Below are 17,874 nucleotides of genomic sequence, written 5' to 3'. Positions count from 1 at the left end.
TCTCTTCTCCTTCTACCTTATTTCTAATATCTATTTTGTTAAATTAACTGTTTTTTCTATTACATTTCCCTCTATATCGATAATCTCAAAGTGTATTTTTTTCACCATGTAATTTCCTTTATTTTCAACATCAACGATATATTCTTCTGCTTTTTTCTTAATTTCTATAAGTATCTCGCTATAATTGCCATCTTTATAGCTATGGGTACTTCCATCATCATCGAAGTAGGTGTAGCTTCCTCCATCCTCTATAAAGGCAATTATCTTGAGCTCATCCAAGTTTATTTTTTCTACATTTTGTGCTGGCTTTCCAAGTATCATCATTTTATCTTTTCTTATAAACATAGGTGTTTCTTCTAATTCTACATCTATATAGGCATGTCCCTTTTTATACACATGGCATCTTGTATCTTGATGGCTTTTAATTTTACATAAAAGCATATCCTCTGGAAGCCATACATATCTTCCAATAGCATTTTCCTCATAAATAGGTGTTATCATTAAAGAATCACCAACCAACAGTTGATCTTCTACTCGTTTTGACATTTCATCCTTGTACTCAAAGGATAATGGCATAAAATATAGAATTTTTTTAATTGCTGCCTTCATATATTCGGAGTATATGTATGGAATGAGACTATATCTAAGTTCAATTACTTTTTTCATTATATTTGTGCTTTCATCATCAAATGCATAGGGCTCTTGACTTCTTGTTCCTAAAGCTGAGTGATTCCTGAACAAAGGAGTGAAAATACTAAATTGGCTCCACCTAATCAGCAATTGACTATTTGCATCACCACTGAAGCCGCCGGTATCTGCACCTATATATAAGAAACCGCACATGTTTAAAGCTGGCATCATTTTAATATTTAACAGAATATGCTGCCACCATGAATGATTGTCTCCAGTCCATATTCCTCCGTATCTGCCCATCCCAATATAGGAGGCCCTTGAAAAAAGTAAAAACCTCTTATTAGGATCAATTTCTTTAAATCCTTCTGCTGCTGATCGAGTCATATTATGGCCATATAAATTATGAACATCATAATGGCTAATTTTTTTGCCATCTATTTTATGATAAAACCTTTTATAGTCCTCTACATTATTAATCAAATTAGAAAATTGATCCTTTAAATTAAAATATGAATTTATATCTAAATTTTTGTCTTCACTATCTTTTGCCATAGATATAGCCTTCTTCAGACTATCCTCTGTATAGAAAATAGCAGGCTCATTCATATCATTCCAAAAGCCTTCTATCCCGTTGTCTATAAGCAGCTTATACTTTAGACCAAACCATCTTCTAGCTTCAGGATTTAAGAAGTCTGGAAAATGTACCTTTCCAGGCCAGACTGCTGCAACAAAAGGGGTGTCATCTTCATCTACACAAAAAAAGTCATTCTTTTTACCTTCTTCATATATAATATAATCATCTTCAATTTTCACACCAGCATCTATAATTGGTATCAATCTAAATCCTTTATTTTTGATTTTTTCCACAAACTCTTTAAATTCCGGAAATCTTTTCTCATCGATGGTAAAATCTTTATATGCTTCCATATAGTCTATATCTAGATAAATGGCATCGCAGGGTATTTTATTCTGCAAAAAAGAGTCGGCAATTCTTTCAATTTCCTTGCTATCAGGATAGCTCCATCGTGATTGCTGATATCCAAAGGCCCATTTAGGCGGTACATAGGAATCTCCCAGTAATACTAAAAAAGCTTCTACTATTTCCTTTGGACCCTCTCCCTCTATAATGTATAAATCCAAGTTTTCATCCTCTATTGTTATATTAAGTTCATCTGCTTGGCTGAAACCAATGTCAAAGATAACTTTACTAGGATAATCAACAAATATTCCAAATTTCTCGGCGCCATCAAGAATAAAGAAATTGTGGGCTCCATATAGTGACTTTTTGTCTGGTGTGTGGACTGGATCATCTGAGCAAAAGGATTCATATAGTCCACCTCTTTTGTTCATACCTCTTTGATTTTCGCCTAACCCTAGTACAATATCACTTTTACTCATTTTATATATAAATTGAAGTTGATTTTTCTTTCGATTTAATTTAAAATACTTTAAGGTGTTATCAGTCATTTTTTGCATACTATTTATTACTAAACTCTCTGTCTCTATAGGAGCACCAAATCTATATTTTCTTGATCTCTCGTCTATTTTATAAGTTTTCATCTTCTCCTCCTACTGGTTATTTAATGGAACCCTGAGTAATACCTTTAATAATATGCTTTTGTACAATAAAGTAAAAAGTAATAATTGGAATCATTGAAATTACAAGACCTGCTAAGGCTAAATCCCATCTTCTAGAGTACTGACCGAAGAAGTAGAACATTTTTAATGGAATTGTATGCCATTGGGGTTTGTTAATTACTAATTGGGGAAGTAAAAAGTCATTCCAAATCCACATTACGTTTAAAATACTAACGGTAACGGTAATTGGTTTTAGCAGAGGAAATATTATATACAAAAAGATTTGAATTGGACTGCATCCATCTATTGTAGCTGCTTCTTCAAGCTCAATAGGAATGTTTTTTACAAAGCCATGATATAGTATGATTGATAAACTGGACCCGAAGCCTAAGTACATAAATATTAAACCAATAGGATTTAGTAGGCCTAGTCTTCCCATTATATTTACCAGGGGTAGCATTACTGATTGAAATGGAATTAGCATTGCTGAGGTAAATAGAAAAAACAAAAATGTACTTAGCTTTGTTTTGGTCCTCACCAGCATCCATGCAGCCATAGATGAGAAAATGATTATTATTATTGTACTAAATACTGTAATGAATAGTGAATTTAGAAAGGATCTAATATAATTTAATTGTTTGAAGGCCTCAATATAGTTTTGAGGATTAAAGAAGTCACCAAAGGGTAGCCTCATTACATTGAGAAAGATACCCTGCTGAGTTTTAAAGGAATTCGTTAAAACTAAATAAAAGGGTGCTAAAAAAATAATTGCCAGTAGTATACTTATTATTAAAATGACTTTTTTTGATCTATGTTTATTACTCGACATTACATTTCTACCTCCCTTTTTTTACCAATGTATACCTGTGTTAATGTTATTGCCGCCACTATTAGTAAAAAGATAACAGCCTTTGCTTGGGCGCCACCAAAATCTCTAAATCTAAAGGCTGTATTGTAAATATTTAATGCTAGCATTTGAGTAGAGTTGTAGGGTCCGCCTCCTGTCAATGCAAGATTTTGATCATATAATTTAAAGGAGCAAGACAACGCTAGAAAAACTCCAACCGTAAAGGCAGGTGCAACTAATGGAATAGTAATATGCTTTAACTTATGCCAGCTATTTGCTCCATCTATATCTGCTGCCTCCAATAATGATTGTGGTATATTTTGTAGAGCTGCAATATAGATTACCATCATGTATCCCGACATCTGCCAAGACATTAATATTACTAAGCCCCAAAATCCTGTAGTAGTATCTGATAACCAGCCTTGTAAAAACTCAATTCCCATCAACTTTCCAACTGCATCAAACCCTCTTGTAAAGATAAACTGCCATATAAAGCCTAAAATTAGACCTCCTATTAGGTTGGGCAAGAAAAAAACGCTTCGTAAAAAGTTGCTTATTTTATGATCTTGTGTAACAAGTAATGCCAATATAAAGCCTATTATATTAATGGATATAACAGATATAATTGCAAATTTAGTTGTAAATACAAAGGAATTAAAGAAGTCTTTATCCTTAAATACTCTAGCATAGTTATCGAAGCCTACCCATGAGCCGGTTCTAATAGCATCCCAATCAGTAAAGGAGTAGTAGATTCCTACAATCATTGGTACTATTACTACAACAATAAATGCAAATAAAATTGGAGCTATAAAAAGAGTAAACCATAGCTTTGATTGTTTCATAATAGCCTCCTCTATATAAGGATTTCGAGGGTACTTGTACCCTCGAAATCTCTTCTTCATAAATTATCTCATCTCTTGCCACTTAGCTTTTGAGTCTTCTACTACTTGTTCCCAAGTGAATTCTCCAGCAAAGTATTTTTGAATATTAACTCCTAAAACGTCCATTCCCCATGCTGTAGGATAACCCATAAATACCCAAGGTGTTGTGTTTCCTGCTTCAGCAAATTTTAAAATGTCTGCACTTAATGGATCGCTTGGTTGAAGCTTGTCAAAGCCTTCAAATGGAGGAATAAAGTAGAACTTATTTACGATGTACTCTTTTCCTGTATCAGAAGTATATAGCCAGTTTAAGAAATCCTTTGCAACTTCTCTTTGTGCATCACTGGAGTCTTTGTTTACAGTCCAATACATTGGTATACCAACCGGTATTGTATTTTCCTTAACACCAACTACTGGCATTGGTAATAAACCAAGGTTTTCAGCTACTTCTTTGTTTATACTGTTAACACCACCAAAAACCCAATTTCCCTGTTGAATAATTGCTACTCTTTCCATTGCAAGACCTTGTTCTACTTGAGTTGAATAGTCAACTGCATTAAGTCTATTTTTAGTTTTTGCATTCGGTGAATAGTCAGCTTGAAGATCTATAATACTTTTTAATTGATTTGCATATTTAAAATCCAATGTTTTTGCATCAAATGCTGCCAATGAGCTCTCAAATTCTTGACCTAAAAACATATTTGAAGTATGAAGGCCCGTTACCCATGTTTCTTTAGCTGGATACTCAAATACAGCCTCTAACAAGGGAAACTGTTCTTTAAGTTCTCCATTGTTAATCTTATCATCAAGAAGCTTTACTGCTGCTTCTAGTGATGCAAAATCTCTGATTTCTGAAGGGTTAATTCCTGCAGCCTCAAATATTCTTTTATTATAAATCAGCCCATATCCTTCCATATTAAAGGGCAAGCCATAAACTTTGCCATCTACTGTAACTCCAGATAATACACCATGAAGAGCTAAATCTACCCATGGCTGATCTGATAAGTTCTCAAGCTTGTGGGTCCAATCCTCTACGTCCTGAGGCCCACCTACATTAAATATCGTAGGTTCATTTCCCGATTGAAACTTAGCCCTTAATGCTGCACCGTAGTCATCACCACCACCAACTGTTTCAAGATTTATTTTAACATTTTGGTTTTTGTCTTGATATTCCTTAACTGCAGCCTCTAATTCATTTGCAATTTCTACTTTGAATTGAAAAATACTTATTTCGACTTTTTCTTGACCACCATTTGACGATTGCTTGCCATCACCTGAGCAAGCAGTAAGTAGTAAGCTTGATAATAAAATTAGAATTACCGCTAAAGATAAAGACTTCTTGCGTATTAACATAATATAATCCCCCTTTTTTTAGTACAATAAGAAAACAAGTTACATGATTGTTGAGATTATTCCCCCCTTTATAGTTTAATGTTCTTCTAGTATTAATCTTCTAATGTATCAATTAAGTTTTTACAGGATTCTCTTATTAAAAGCTTAGTGTCTAAAACAACATGCTGATGATTGTTTTTCTTTTTTATTAAGTCGAATAATATTTCCACGCTTTTCTGACCCATATATTCATCCGGCTGCTTAACTGTAGTAAGGGAAGGATTGAAATATTCTGCAAAGTCTATACCATCAAAGCCCACAAGAGAAATATCTTTAGGTATCTGAAGCCCTTTATTGGTGATAGCCTTTGCTGCGCCAATGGCCATGATATCCGAAGTTACGAATATAGCTGTTACGCCTAAATCATTATTTAGTAGCTTTGTCATTGCCTCATAACCTGACTCAAAGGTATACTTACCTATTTCAATCAAGTCATTATTAACTTGAATATTATTAGCTGTTAATGCTTCTTTGTAGCCCTCTAATCTCATCTGCCCTATACTTATATCTCTCGAACCAGTAGTAATAATTCCTATTTTCTTATGTCCCAGCTTGCATAAATAATCTACTGCTTCGAAGGCAGCGTCTTGATTTTTTATTGTTACAGTTGAAAATAGCTTTCTATTTACTTTTCCATTAATTTTAGTTGAGGTTAATATAATCGGTACCTTCATACCCAATAATTGCTCTTCACTCAAGTCTTGAAATTCTCCTCCTAAAGAAATAAGCCCCCTCAGCTTTTTCTCCTTCACAAGTTCTGCCGCAACTTCAAAGTCACTAGAATCACTGTGATTATAATGAAGCATCATGGAATAGCCTTCTTTATGTATTTCCTCTCCAATAATCTGTATAATTTTGGCGAAAAAGGGATTGTAAACACCCTTTACTAATACTCCGATGTTTTTTGAAACACTTCTTTTTAAATTTCTAGCGCTATTGTTAGGTATGTATCCATATTCATCCATTACCTTTAACACCTTTTTTCTTGTTTCTACATTCACATCGGGATGTTCATTTAAAACCCTTGAAACAGTGCTAACACCAACTCCTGATATTTTTGCAATATCCTTAATATTCATTAGTACACCCTCTATTCCGTTTCGATAACGTTACCGGTAACGTTACTGGTAACGTTTCCAATTTAACATCATTGTATCATATATTTTAAAAATTTCAAATATTATTTATGAAAAATATTATAGTTTTTTCATCAGTCTACATTTTGATGACTATGACAATAACCTGAAACACTGAATTAATCAGCATCTCAGGTTATTAGAAAGTATTCTGTTAACTGTAAAGCCCAGTTCTCCAGAACAACAGTATTATAATGTTTTAATTATAAAAATATGTTAAAGTATATCTTTTTATAGAAGCTCGTCCCCTGGCTTCCAATCAATTGGGCATAACCCGCCAGATTTTAAACCTTGAAGTACCCTTAAGGTTTCATCAACGCTTCGTCCAACATTAAGATCATGTACAACTGAGTATCTTAAAATTCCTTCTGGATCAATTATGAATAATCCTCTTAATGCAATTCCTTCATCTTCCATTAATATTCCATATTCTTTTGCTACTTTTTGAGTCATATCTGATGCTAAGGGGAAGTAAAGCTTTCCTAAACCACCCTTATCGTGGGCTGTATTAATCCATGCCTTATGTGAGTGTTCACTATCGGTACTTACACCCAAAATCTCTGCGTTCATATTCTTGAAGTCTTCAATTCTGCTGTTATATCCTTTGATTTCTGTTGGACAAACAAATGTAAAGTCTAATGGATAGAAGAACATTACCAACCATTTGCCTTTGTAATGGTCTAATGTTACCTTGCCAAATTCCTTACCTTCTCCGTCAACTGTATTCATTTCAAAATATGGTGCATTTTTTCCTACTAGTCTTTCCGCCATATAAAACACCCTCCTGTTTTTAGTTTGATTTTTAACTATTTTAAAACCAGTATATTTTATATCCAGTAGGACTTCCTTCTAAACATAAAATTTTGTTAATTAATAAATTTTATCATTTATATCCTTCTCCGATGGATACTCCAAAGTCAAATGCTCTTAAATTCATTTCTATGGTCTTATTGGGAACATTATTGGCAACTGCTTTTTTCCAAGTATCTACTTTTATATCTATAAATACTGACAGTATCCCTAATAAAATAACATTTGAAACTTGTTTCTTTCCAATTTTAAGTGCTTCATCGAAGGCATTAATCTCTATGACTTTAAATGCCTCCTTTAGGTTTTCCACTTCTGCTATAGGATATTCATGTTTTTCCTGCTGTACCATGGTGGGATAAAATCGCTTTGAATTTAATATGATGGTGGCCTTTTCCTTCAAAACGCTACTCCATCTAAGCCCTTCAATAGGCTCCATTGCAACTAAAATATCACCTTCACCAGGGGGAATATTAGGAGAATATACCCTATTTCCTATCCTAACGTTACCCCAAACCATTCCGCCCCTTTGAGATAAACCTACCACATCATTGCTCTTTACATCAAAGTCATCAGCTAGTGCTGCTTGACAAATAATTTTTGTCATTAAAATTAATCCTTGTCCTCCCACCCCTCCAAGCATAATATTAGTTGTCAATTTTCTCATCCTCCCTATTTATTTCTTTAGATGATTTTATTGCATTAACAGGACAAACCTGAGCACATACGCTACAACCAACACACATATCCTCATCTATTGAAGATTTAAGTTTTTCAATTCCTTCATACTTGATCATTCTAAGGGGTGGACAGTTGGTCTTTATACAGGCTCTACAACTAATACATATGGTTGGATCAACGTAATAGTAAGGTTCTTCAATGTTATACTTTAATGCACAGGGGCCGTTGGCTACTATTATTGATAATCCATCATAGGCAATCTCTTCTTTAAAAAGCTTTGCCGCTGCCTTATAGTCATATTGATTGATTTCATTAACTCTGTCGAATCCCATTGATTCTAAAAGGGTTTTAATTCCTACCTTCATATCATCCCTATCATTATATAAACCAGAGCTGGCATTTGGCTGGCCACCCGTCATTGCAGTAGTTCTATTGTCCAGTACAATGAATGTCATGTTTTCTCCCTCTTGTTTTTTATGGAGTAAATTAACGAAGGTTGGCAGACCAGAGTGGAAGAAGGTTCCATCACCAATTACAGCTACTAAAGGCTCATTATCTTCCTTTTTGGACATTGCTTTTTTAATACCTTTTGTAATTCCAATAGATGCCCCCATACTTATAATTATATTTGATTGCTCAAATGGGAATAAGAAGGCCATTGAGTAGCAGCCAATATCACCTATTATTGTTTTAGCCTTAGATTTTTTTAATATATCGAATACTGGTCTGTGGGGACATCCAGTGCAAAACAAAGGAGGTCGTGGCACAGTTTCTACAAATCTTTCACTATATGACCTCTTATCCTTAATGATTCCAGCATTATGTAGTCCAGCTTCTATATCTTTTATGTCCAATTCACCTGTGAATGAAAAATGCTCCTTGCCTTCACATTTTATTCCCATTAGCTTTAATTCATTTTCAATGAAGGGCATCATTTCCTCAATTATAATTACCCTATTATACTTGGCGGTAATTTCTTTAGCCCTCTTATTTGATATTGGATATATTAAACCCAGTTTCCATATACTGGCGTTGGGATTGACTTCTTTTAAGTTTTGATAAACCATACCTGATGTAATTATTAAAGTATCACTTTCTATTTCTTCCAAAGTATTTATTTCCAAGTCGTATGCATATTCTTCCAGCTTTTCTATTCTCTCCTTCATAAAAAATTGAGCTCTTCTTGATCCTGGTGGAATCATACAGAATTTGTCCTTGTCTCTATTAATCCCCTTGACTTCAGCTTCTATTCTTTCATCAAGACTAACAATACTTCTACTATGGCATATTCTACTGGTAATACGAAGCATCATAGGAATTTGGAATTTTTCGCTAATATCTAACGCCAATTTTGTATAATCCTTTGCTTCTTGGCTATTGGAAGGATCAAGAACTGCAATATTTGCAAACTTTGCAAACAATCTATTGTCTTGTTCATTTTGGGAGCTTGCTAGACCTGGATCATCACCAGAAATCAGTAAAAAACCTCCATTAATCGGGGTTTGAGTAAAAGTCATAAGGGGATCAGCCGCAATATTGACACCAACATGTTTCATAACTGCCATAGACCTGACTCCATAAAATGATCCCCCAATGGCAACCTCTAGGGCAACCTTCTCATTTGTAGAAAACTCGGAATATACCTCTTCATATTCCTTTAATTTTTCCACCACCTCTACTGTAGGTGAGCCCGGATAGCTTGCAGCTATTATTCCCCCAGCCTCATAGAAACCTCTTGAAATTGCTTCATTGCCTGTTAGTACCCTCTTCTCTTTTTCCTTCATTGAAACACTCCTTTCAATAAAATAATTATCTCTTTTTCATATATACTCAAAAACCTCTCCAGAATAACACCTTATAGTACTATGTTTTAAGTAGATGTAATTTTTTATACCTGATTTTTACACATGCCAGTACGTCTTTAGTTTATTTTGATATTATTAATATTTACTTGTTTGATAATATTGTTAATTAATAAACAACTATAATTATGATTGTATTCCAGTAGTTGGGTATCATATAATTAAGATAAAGAAGAAAGGGTGATATTATGAAAAATGTGGTTATCTATACAAAGGAATATTGTCCATATTGTAAGAGGGCAATAGCTTTATTAGAGGAAAAGAGTGTTTCTTATAAAAAGATTGATGTTACCGATGATTTTGATACTTTTCGTGAAGTAATACAAAAAACCGGCTGGGATACGGTTCCACAAATATTTATCGAGGATAAGTTTATTGGTGGATGCGATGATATGGTTTTATTAGAAAAGCAAGGGAATTTAGATAAGCTACTTAATGGTGAGATTGTTGAATAAAAATAATAAAAAACCTGCCCTCAAAGGATATATATCTTAGCCTAATTGGCAGGCTTTTGAATACCATAAATATAAAAGTTTCCCCAGTCAAATACTGCTTATTCTACCAGTTCTGTAACAGGTACTTCTGAAACTTCTTCTGAAAATAAATCATCCTTAATTTTTACCATATGACTTTGGGGATTTAATTCTGCAATCCAGATAGATTTTCCTTTATAATGTACTGGAATACGACTAGGGGAATTGAAAATTTCATTTGCTCTTTCCATATCCATTATTATTCACTCCTTGTATATTAATTTTATCTGCTATAATATATTGTCTCAAATTTGTGTAATTTAAATTCATATGTAAATAATTTTTACTATGAATAAAGGGAGGTTTCATATATGCTAGATAATATTAAACAGGTTGAAGTATTAAAGGACATTCGTAGTATCCGACAATATAAAGATACAAAGGTTGACAAAAAGATTATTGCCGATATTATTGATTGTGCAAGAATGGCTCCGACAGCCAACAATCGCCAACCGTGGGAATTTATTGTAATTACTGATGAAGATCGCTTAAAGGATTTATCTGAAATTGTACCAAGTGGAAATTTTCTTAAAGATGTTCCTGTGGCTATAGTTGTCTTTTGTAGTAAAGATACTAATTATTTTCTTGAAGATGGGTCTGCCGCCACACAAAATATTCTATCTGCAGCAAGGTTTCATGGATTAGGAAGTTGTTGGATAGCTGGTTATCAGGGCTCATACTATGAAAATGCTGAGGTTCCTTTATGTGAAGGTATTCCATGCTATACTCCAAGTAGCTATGGTGAAGAAATCAGGAAGATATTAGATGCACCTGAAAACCTACAGTTGGTTTCTGTTGTCTCATTAGGCTATAGTGATGAAAAACCAAATGTAGATAAAAGAAGCCTCGAGGAAGTTCTTCATTGGAATAAATACTAAGATAAAAAATCCACCAGATAGGTGGATTTTTAGGTTGTAGATAAAGTATTTAGATGCAGATTTAGTAAATAACTAAAATATACTATAATATAAATAACCACAACCCATTATAACACCTAATGGCAGTAACATCATTACTATTACTTTTTCTAGCTTTGCATTAAAATAATCTGTCGTTAATACTAAACATAGGTGCATCGGTGAAAGCATGATTCCAACAAAGCCGCTGACAAAACCTAATGCCATAAGCTTTAAATCTAAAGTAGGGGACAAACCAACTAAAATAGGAAATGCAACTGCTGCATAGGCTTGGGACATTCCAGTTAAAAAAGCTACGATAAAGGGTAACAGTATGACAACAGCAATTGTTGGTATTCCCATATTACTAAATATCAAGGGTAGCTGAGTAACAATTCCTGTACCTTCTAACATATTTTTAAAAAGCATTACCCCTAAAACAAGCATAATGATTTTTAATGAAAATGCTTCGATTAAAGAATTAGCTAAGTCCTTCCATTTGTAGCGGTAAATAATTAATAAGGCTACTACTACAAATAGCAAAGAAATGATTATATCTATTTTAAATAATAAAATAAGCATTAGAATAGTTAAAATTGGTGCGGTACCCTTAATCAAACTAATATAATTATTTAAGCTAGCCTTATTTCTTTGCCTACAATCTGTTTCTGGTGCCCTCAGACCATAATATATGTAGGGTAAACCCAGTAATATTGTTAATAGGCAAAATGGAAAAAGAATCTTCATGAAAATAAGTAAATCTACCTTTAAAATTTCGCTAGTAATTATAACAGCAGGATATAAAGGTAAAACGCACTCCCAAATATGCCTAAACCAAAAATTTATAACGCTTTTTCTTTCCGGTGTTATATGGTCATCCTCACAAACATCAGCCACTAAAGGAGCAGAAAACATTGCTCCGCCAGCCGATGGTAGTAGTCCCAAAAAAGCTGGCAATATTGGCATTACAATGCGATAATCTCCAATAATAATTCTTAATGATTCCACGATTTTAAGCAATAAATTTTTTCTTCTCATTATATTTTCTAAAAACATTATTATTAATAATAGAAGGGTTGTTTTAATTGTAGTCATTGATATGATGGATTGAATTACAATATTTGTTATCTCGTATAAATCCATACCGAAAACCAAACCCATAACAATAGCTGATGCTGTCATGGAAATGCCCAAATTCAGCTTTAATCTAAGAAGCAAAATGATGAGCAAAAAAATAGCCAACAATTTAATCAGTTCCATCTAAAGATGCGCCCTCTTCCATGTGATATTTTGTTTGGGAAATATGGGTCTCATAATTCACTCACATGGTATAATTTTAATACTTTTATCTGTTGTGGTAAAGTTCTATTTTTTTACTCTCACTTTAATATAGTTATTATATATTGAATTAATTATAAAAGATTTGATAATCTAAAGGACTCTCTATCTGAAACGTGTCTTATTAAGAACTTTAGCTGCACTATTTCACCTAATGTCATTATTTTTTCATTTACCTCCGTATACCTCTCAATTTTTGTTATTGCAATTTCGATAGCATCTAAATCATAGTGTTCTAGTACAACTTCCCATATCTTTTTCTTTTGCTCCCATTCCTTTCTTAAATCCTGTATATTATTTTCTGCTTCCTCCCAGTTTTCAGCTAAAATGCTCTCGTCTAATCTTTCGATATGAGCTAAAAGTGTTTTACAGCTATTCTCGACATACTGTTGAAATATTACTGCACCTATAAAAAATGTTATTAAGATAACTAGAGTAATTATTACTGTTTTCATATAGCCTCCCTACTGAAGAGTTTTTTTCTGGGCATAAAATTTTTGATCGGAAGATAAAAACGCAAAAAAAGTCTCCTCAACTTTGTCTATTTTCATCATTTTTAGTTGCTTTATTACATAGTCTTCATCTAAGCCAGCTTTTTTTAGGTTTTTTCTTATTAGATTTCCATCTACTATTAAGGTTACTGGTAATTCTTCCTGTGGGGTATATATTTTCATATCTTCCCTTAGCACCTGTTGCTTTTCTGATCGTGGAATAACACTAATTTGCCCGTTTGTTTCTAATATTGCATATTCTACGTCGTGTAAATTGGGATAATCTTTTCCTCTTAGTTGCTCCAATAGATCGTTCATATTAATCCTCAATCTTCTTATTTCAGACTGCACAATTTTCCCCTTATAAATTAATACACTGGGTTTACCACATATTACTTCACGGAAAATTTCGCTTTTTAACGATAAGAAGGATACCAAGACTTGAACAGATAATAGAGTTAATATTGGTATTACTCCATTTATTAAGGGTATTGATGCATTCTCCATTGGGGTGGCTGCCAGCTCTGCTATCATGATAGTTATTACTAATTCAAAGGGCTGCATTTGTGCAATTTGTCTTTTACCCATCATTCTCATTACAATAACCACAATAAAATATAATATAAAAGCCCGCGTAAAGATTATCAGCATTTCTTCAACTCCCACTTAATATTGCATTTATAACCTGCCAAATATCATTGTATTACCAACTTATTATTACCCTCTTTAGTTTTTATATTATTTAATCTGAAAAGTAATAAAATCAAAATCTCTTTAGTAGTGCTGGAGAAAATAGAAAATGAGTCGAAAAAAATCTTCGACTCATTCTGGACAATTTAAATGGTGTTTATAAATCTATTGATACATATTTAACTTCTAAGAACCCCTCTATTCCATGATGCCCTCCTTCACGACCCATTCCACTTTCCTTATATCCACCAAAGGGAGCCTGTGGTGTTGAGGGCATTCCATCATTAAAACCTACTATTCCATACTCTAGCCTTTCCATTACTTTAAATCCTCTAGATATTGATTCTGTAAAGAAGTAGGCTGCTAGTCCATAATCACTATTATTAGCCATAGAAATTACTTCCTCATCACCATCAAAAGTAATTATTGGCATCACAGGTCCAAATGTTTCTTCATTGGCTATTATCATATTTTCTGTTACATCTACTAAAAGGGTTGGCTCAATAAAATACCCACCCAGCTCATTTACGCCACTATGCATTACCCTACCGCCAAAGGCTATTTTTGCACCCTTTTCTACTGCATCGTCAATATGGCTTTTAACTTTGACAAAGCTGTTTTTATCAATGAGAGGACCAATTTCAACCCCATCCTCCATTCCATTTCCAATGCGAAGGTTCTTTAAAATACCAACTACATTTTCAATAAAATTATCCTTAATGCTTTCATGTACATAAAATCTATTAGTGGAAATGCATGTTTGTCCACAATTTCGAAATTTTGAAGCAACTGCTGCCTTTGCTGCTTTTTCGATATCGGCATCATTAAACACTATAAAGGGTGCATGCCCTCCAAGCTCCAATGATAGGTTTTTCATTGTATCAGCCGATTGCTTCATTAAATACTTACCAACCTCAGTAGATCCTGTAAATGTTAATTTTCTAACCCTTTTATCCGCCATAAGGGTTTTACCAATTTCACCGGAATCACCTGTTACCATATTTACTACTCCCTTGGGGAATCCTGCCTTCTCAATTAGCTCCATTATTTTGACAGCCGTTAATGGAGTTTGAGTAGCAGGCTTCAAAACTACTGTACAGCCAGCAGCTAATGCTGGTGCTATCTTTCGTGTAATCATTGCTGCTGGAAAGTTCCAGGGTGTTATTGCAGCAACTACTCCAATTGGCTGTTTTAACACCATAATTCTTTTATTTCTATTCCATGAAGGTATTGTTTCTCCATAAATTCTTTTGGCTTCTTCACCATACCATTCAAGAAAACCAGCTCCATAAACAACCTCTCCTCTGGCCTCTTGTAAAGGCTTACCCTGCTCAAGGGTCATAATTTTTGCTATTTCTTCTTTGTTTTCAAGCATTAAATCATATAGCTTCTTTAATAGGTCTCCCCTTTTATTGGCGGTAAGGGTTCTCCATTCTTCTAATGCCCCATATGCTGCATCGATTGCAGCTTTTGCTTCGTTAGCTGCACCCTTCGGTATAAAACCAATTACCTCTCCAGTTGCAGGATTATTAACCTCAATGGTACTGCCACCCTCAGCTTCTACCCATTGACCTTGAATAAACATTTTATATTTTATCATTTAAATCCCCTTTCTTTTCCAAAGTAACTGTTTATGTAAATTTCATAGCATAGCATTTCTCAGATTACTGCTTCACCTATAATCATCTAAATATTATATTTCAACATATTTCATATTATTTCCTCTAAAGAATTTAATACCCAGTTGTTGGATAAAACCATTTATTTTTTAAGAATTTGTCATAAGAATTTCTCAATAGTTAATGTTAGTTTCAAACTCACATAATTACATATTTTCCATTTCCAGTCTGTAATTAATATACTACTCCTCATACTAGTAATACTAGTAGATTTACTTCTTTTTGTGTTATAATCAAATACGGTTAAATATACTATCTCTAGAGGTGATATTATGACAATTATAAAAGCAATTATTCTGGGAATTGTACAGGGCTTAACTGAATTTTTACCCGTCAGCAGCTCTGGACACCTTGCCATAACTCAGCAGCTGCTTAAGGTTCCTGAGGATAAAATATTTTTTCTTACTGTAATGCTGCACGTTGGAACATTAGTATCTGTCTTCTTTATTTATTATAAGGATATTTTTAATATCATTAAGGAAAGCTTATTGCTTATTATAGAGCTGTTTACAGGGAAGGGCTTTAAAATTAATAATCAATATCGAAGGCTTGCCATAATGATTATTGTTGCTACAACTCCAACAGGACTGATGGGATTATTTCTAAAGGATGTCTTTTCTGGTTTTTACACATCTTCACTTGTTATAGGAGTCTCATTAATTATTACCGGTACTCTATTATGGTTAGCTGAAAAATACAACAAAGGAATTCGAAATATTCATCAAATGAAATGGTATGATGCAGTTATTGTAGGTTTATTTCAGGGCTTTGCTATGACCCCTGGTATATCTAGGTCTGGAGCCACTATTGTAGGTTCACTATTTAGAGGATTTAATAAGGAGCTTGCTACAAAGTTTTCCTTTTTAATTTCAATACCTGCAATACTTGGAGCAACGATACTTGAAACTAGAGATGCTTTTAGTGTTGGCTTAGGTGATATGACCTTTGGAGTATTAGTTGCAGGAATTTTAGCAGCCTTTCTTTCTGGTGTGTTTGCCATCAGAACCTTGATCAATTTTATAAAAAAAGAGAAGCTCTACTACTTCTCCTTTTATACATGGACCATAGGTTGTATAGTTGTTATAATATCAATAGTAAGATAACAGAGCCCTTCATAGGCTCTCAGACTGTTGAAAATCCTCCATCTTCTTCGTTACTGCAAAAACCCAGCACCCTTACGTATTACGTATACGCTGCAGTCGCTGGGTTTTCTTGCGCCTTGAATCTGAAGAATTTTGAACAGTCTGGATATTGTTGACTTTTTCAACAACCTCAGAGCCCTTCATAGGCTCTATTATTTTTTATTCTAATTCTTCCTCTAATCGCTTAAATAGAACATTATTTTCCAGGTGAATATGCTGAAACAAGTCCCATTCCAATTCTTCTAATCCCTTAAAGGTTAAAATGTAGCTATTGCACCCCCCTGCTGGAACTGTAAAGTTAGTTGTTATTTTCCTTAAGCTTTTTAGCAGGTCACCGGCTCCATCATGCTCATCCTCAAGCTCTTTATTTACTTGTAGAATTTTTTCTAGAAGCTCCCTTGATGGGTTCTTTTCATAATCCTTAACCATTGGAAAAAGTATTTCCTCTTCCTTTATAAGGTGTTGCTCTAATTCCATCTTTAGCATGTGGAAATCTTTGTGTACTTTAGTTAGAACTTCTCCATTATCTACCCAGTGAACTTTTAGAATCTTTGCAGTTAAATCGCTTAATCTTGGAAGCTCTTTTCTCACATAGGTGTGATGCTTATCGATAATATAATCAATTAGTTGACTATAGCCTGCATTCTCCCAGTCTATCCCCTTATCTTTTAGCTCCTTAGCCTCTGCATAGGCTTGGTTTAATTGAGCCAATATAATATCCTCATTTAGATTTTGTTCAAGGATGGCAACAGATAGTGGTCGATCTCCACCACAACAAAAATCAATTCCCTGGGCTTTAAATATTTCTGCTGCCCTTGGAAGCTTAGTTACAATATCTCCAATTTTGTGGGTGCTAGTAAATACATTTTCCATATTTCTTCCCTCCATTTCTTTTATAGTTATATCTTAACCCACAAAATATTAAATTACTTTGATTCAACTCACATTACTAGCTTTTTTTATTTTTTAGTCCAACGATCTATGTCTCTTGTATTAAATTTTTCCATCATATCAAAAAAGGCCTTTTCTAAATCAATATCTAAGGAGTTTGCAAAGCAAGCAAGAATAAAAAGACAATCTGCCAGCTCCATATCAATGGTATTGTGGGGTTCATCCTTACGCTTGGGCTTTTCTCCATAGTAATGATTTACCTCCCTTGCTAACTCACCGGTCTCTTCTGTTAGCCTTGCCATCAAAGCAAGAGGACTAAAGTATCCTTCTTTAAACTGACTGATATATTCGTCAACAATTTTTTGCATTTCATTTATGGTCAGATGGTTTTTCATTT

General features: G+C 33.8%; 18 protein-coding genes. 3 read left to right on the top strand and 15 right to left on the bottom strand.

Annotation, left to right across the window (positions count from 1 at the left end):
* Positions 1–30: 30 nt before the first annotated feature.
* The 8 genes from BLP68_RS12755 to BLP68_RS12720 form a co-directional block, all read right to left on the bottom strand.
* Complete coding sequence (locus tag BLP68_RS12755) at positions 31–2,193, bottom strand: TIM-barrel domain-containing protein (RefSeq protein ID WP_091544219.1); 2,163 nt, start codon at positions 2,191–2,193, stop codon at positions 31–33.
* A 16-nt stretch (positions 2,194–2,209) separates the two neighbouring features.
* Positions 2,210–3,040 carry a carbohydrate ABC transporter permease gene (locus BLP68_RS12750; protein ID WP_091544216.1) on the bottom strand — a complete coding sequence of 277 codons (831 nt, stop codon included), beginning with the start codon at positions 3,038–3,040 and terminating at the stop codon, positions 2,210–2,212.
* Complete coding sequence (locus tag BLP68_RS12745; protein WP_091544214.1) at positions 3,040–3,900, bottom strand: carbohydrate ABC transporter permease; 861 nt, start codon at positions 3,898–3,900, stop codon at positions 3,040–3,042. Before BLP68_RS12745 ends, BLP68_RS12750 begins: the two co-directional genes overlap by 1 nt.
* 63 nt (positions 3,901–3,963) lie before the next feature.
* Positions 3,964–5,292, bottom strand: a complete 1,329-nt coding sequence (locus BLP68_RS12740) for an ABC transporter substrate-binding protein (RefSeq protein WP_091544212.1) — start codon at positions 5,290–5,292, stop codon at positions 3,964–3,966.
* A 92-nt stretch (positions 5,293–5,384) separates the two neighbouring features.
* Positions 5,385–6,410, bottom strand: a complete 1,026-nt coding sequence (locus BLP68_RS12735; protein ID WP_091544210.1) for a LacI family DNA-binding transcriptional regulator — start codon at positions 6,408–6,410, stop codon at positions 5,385–5,387.
* 288 nt (positions 6,411–6,698) lie between these two features.
* Positions 6,699–7,238, bottom strand: a complete 540-nt coding sequence (locus BLP68_RS12730; RefSeq protein WP_091544208.1) for a peroxiredoxin — start codon at positions 7,236–7,238, stop codon at positions 6,699–6,701.
* A 112-nt stretch (positions 7,239–7,350) separates the two neighbouring features.
* On the bottom strand, positions 7,351–7,941 hold the full coding sequence (locus tag BLP68_RS12725) for an indolepyruvate oxidoreductase subunit beta (protein WP_091544205.1): 591 nt from the start codon (positions 7,939–7,941) through the stop codon (positions 7,351–7,353).
* The gene (locus tag BLP68_RS12720; protein WP_091544203.1) at positions 7,922–9,739 is read right to left on the bottom strand and encodes a thiamine pyrophosphate-dependent enzyme; all 1,818 of its coding nucleotides are present in this window, start codon (positions 9,737–9,739) and stop codon (positions 7,922–7,924) included. Before BLP68_RS12720 ends, BLP68_RS12725 begins: the two co-directional genes overlap by 20 nt.
* Before the next feature lie 266 nt (positions 9,740–10,005).
* Between BLP68_RS12720 and grxC the strand changes: the two genes are divergently transcribed.
* Complete coding sequence (gene grxC / locus BLP68_RS12715) at positions 10,006–10,272, top strand: glutaredoxin 3 (protein ID WP_091544200.1); 267 nt, start codon at positions 10,006–10,008, stop codon at positions 10,270–10,272.
* A 98-nt stretch (positions 10,273–10,370) separates the two neighbouring features.
* Here the strand turns inward: grxC and BLP68_RS12710 are convergent, their stop codons facing one another.
* The gene (locus tag BLP68_RS12710; protein ID WP_091544197.1) at positions 10,371–10,547 is read right to left on the bottom strand and encodes an H-type small acid-soluble spore protein; all 177 of its coding nucleotides are present in this window, start codon (positions 10,545–10,547) and stop codon (positions 10,371–10,373) included.
* Positions 10,548–10,661: 114 nt separating this feature from the next.
* On the opposite strand from BLP68_RS12710, the gene BLP68_RS12705 reads away from it, so the two are divergent.
* On the top strand, positions 10,662–11,228 hold the full coding sequence (locus BLP68_RS12705; protein ID WP_207647921.1) for a nitroreductase family protein: 567 nt from the start codon (positions 10,662–10,664) through the stop codon (positions 11,226–11,228).
* Positions 11,229–11,300: 72 nt separating this feature from the next.
* Here BLP68_RS12705 and BLP68_RS12700 read toward each other — a convergent pair whose 3' ends face one another.
* The 4 genes from BLP68_RS12700 to BLP68_RS12685 form a co-directional block, all read right to left on the bottom strand.
* Positions 11,301–12,506, bottom strand: a complete 1,206-nt coding sequence (locus BLP68_RS12700) for a DUF401 family protein (RefSeq protein ID WP_091544194.1) — start codon at positions 12,504–12,506, stop codon at positions 11,301–11,303.
* 152 nt (positions 12,507–12,658) lie between these two features.
* Positions 12,659–13,039 carry a DUF4363 family protein gene (locus BLP68_RS12695; RefSeq protein ID WP_091544193.1) on the bottom strand — a complete coding sequence of 127 codons (381 nt, stop codon included), beginning with the start codon at positions 13,037–13,039 and terminating at the stop codon, positions 12,659–12,661.
* A 9-nt stretch (positions 13,040–13,048) separates the two neighbouring features.
* Positions 13,049–13,726 (bottom strand): YetF domain-containing protein, encoded by a 678-nt coding sequence (locus BLP68_RS12690; protein ID WP_091544191.1) that lies wholly within the window; start codon positions 13,724–13,726, stop codon positions 13,049–13,051.
* Positions 13,727–13,922: 196 nt separating this feature from the next.
* A complete protein-coding gene (locus BLP68_RS12685) occupies positions 13,923–15,365 on the bottom strand; it encodes an NAD-dependent succinate-semialdehyde dehydrogenase (RefSeq protein ID WP_091544189.1) in 1,443 nt (480 codons plus the stop codon).
* Between the two features lie 351 nt (positions 15,366–15,716).
* Between BLP68_RS12685 and BLP68_RS12680 the strand changes: the two genes are divergently transcribed.
* Positions 15,717–16,547: an undecaprenyl-diphosphate phosphatase gene (locus tag BLP68_RS12680; protein ID WP_091544187.1), complete on the top strand. Its 831-nt coding sequence runs from the start codon at positions 15,717–15,719 to the stop codon at positions 16,545–16,547.
* Positions 16,548–16,745: 198 nt separating this feature from the next.
* Here the strand turns inward: BLP68_RS12680 and ric are convergent, their stop codons facing one another.
* Both ric and BLP68_RS12670 read right to left on the bottom strand, forming a co-directional pair.
* The gene (gene ric / locus BLP68_RS12675) at positions 16,746–17,459 is read right to left on the bottom strand and encodes an iron-sulfur cluster repair di-iron protein (RefSeq protein WP_091544185.1); all 714 of its coding nucleotides are present in this window, start codon (positions 17,457–17,459) and stop codon (positions 16,746–16,748) included.
* 86 nt (positions 17,460–17,545) lie between these two features.
* A complete protein-coding gene (locus tag BLP68_RS12670) occupies positions 17,546–17,872 on the bottom strand; it encodes a nucleotide pyrophosphohydrolase (protein ID WP_091544183.1) in 327 nt (108 codons plus the stop codon).
* Positions 17,873–17,874: the final 2 nt, after the last annotated feature.

The sequence above is a fragment of the Alkaliphilus peptidifermentans DSM 18978 genome (assembly GCF_900101495.1).
GTDB classification, from domain to species: Bacteria; Bacillota; Clostridia; order Peptostreptococcales; family Natronincolaceae; genus Alkaliphilus_C; species Alkaliphilus_C peptidifermentans.
This window is presented reverse-complemented; position numbering and strand designations above follow the sequence as displayed.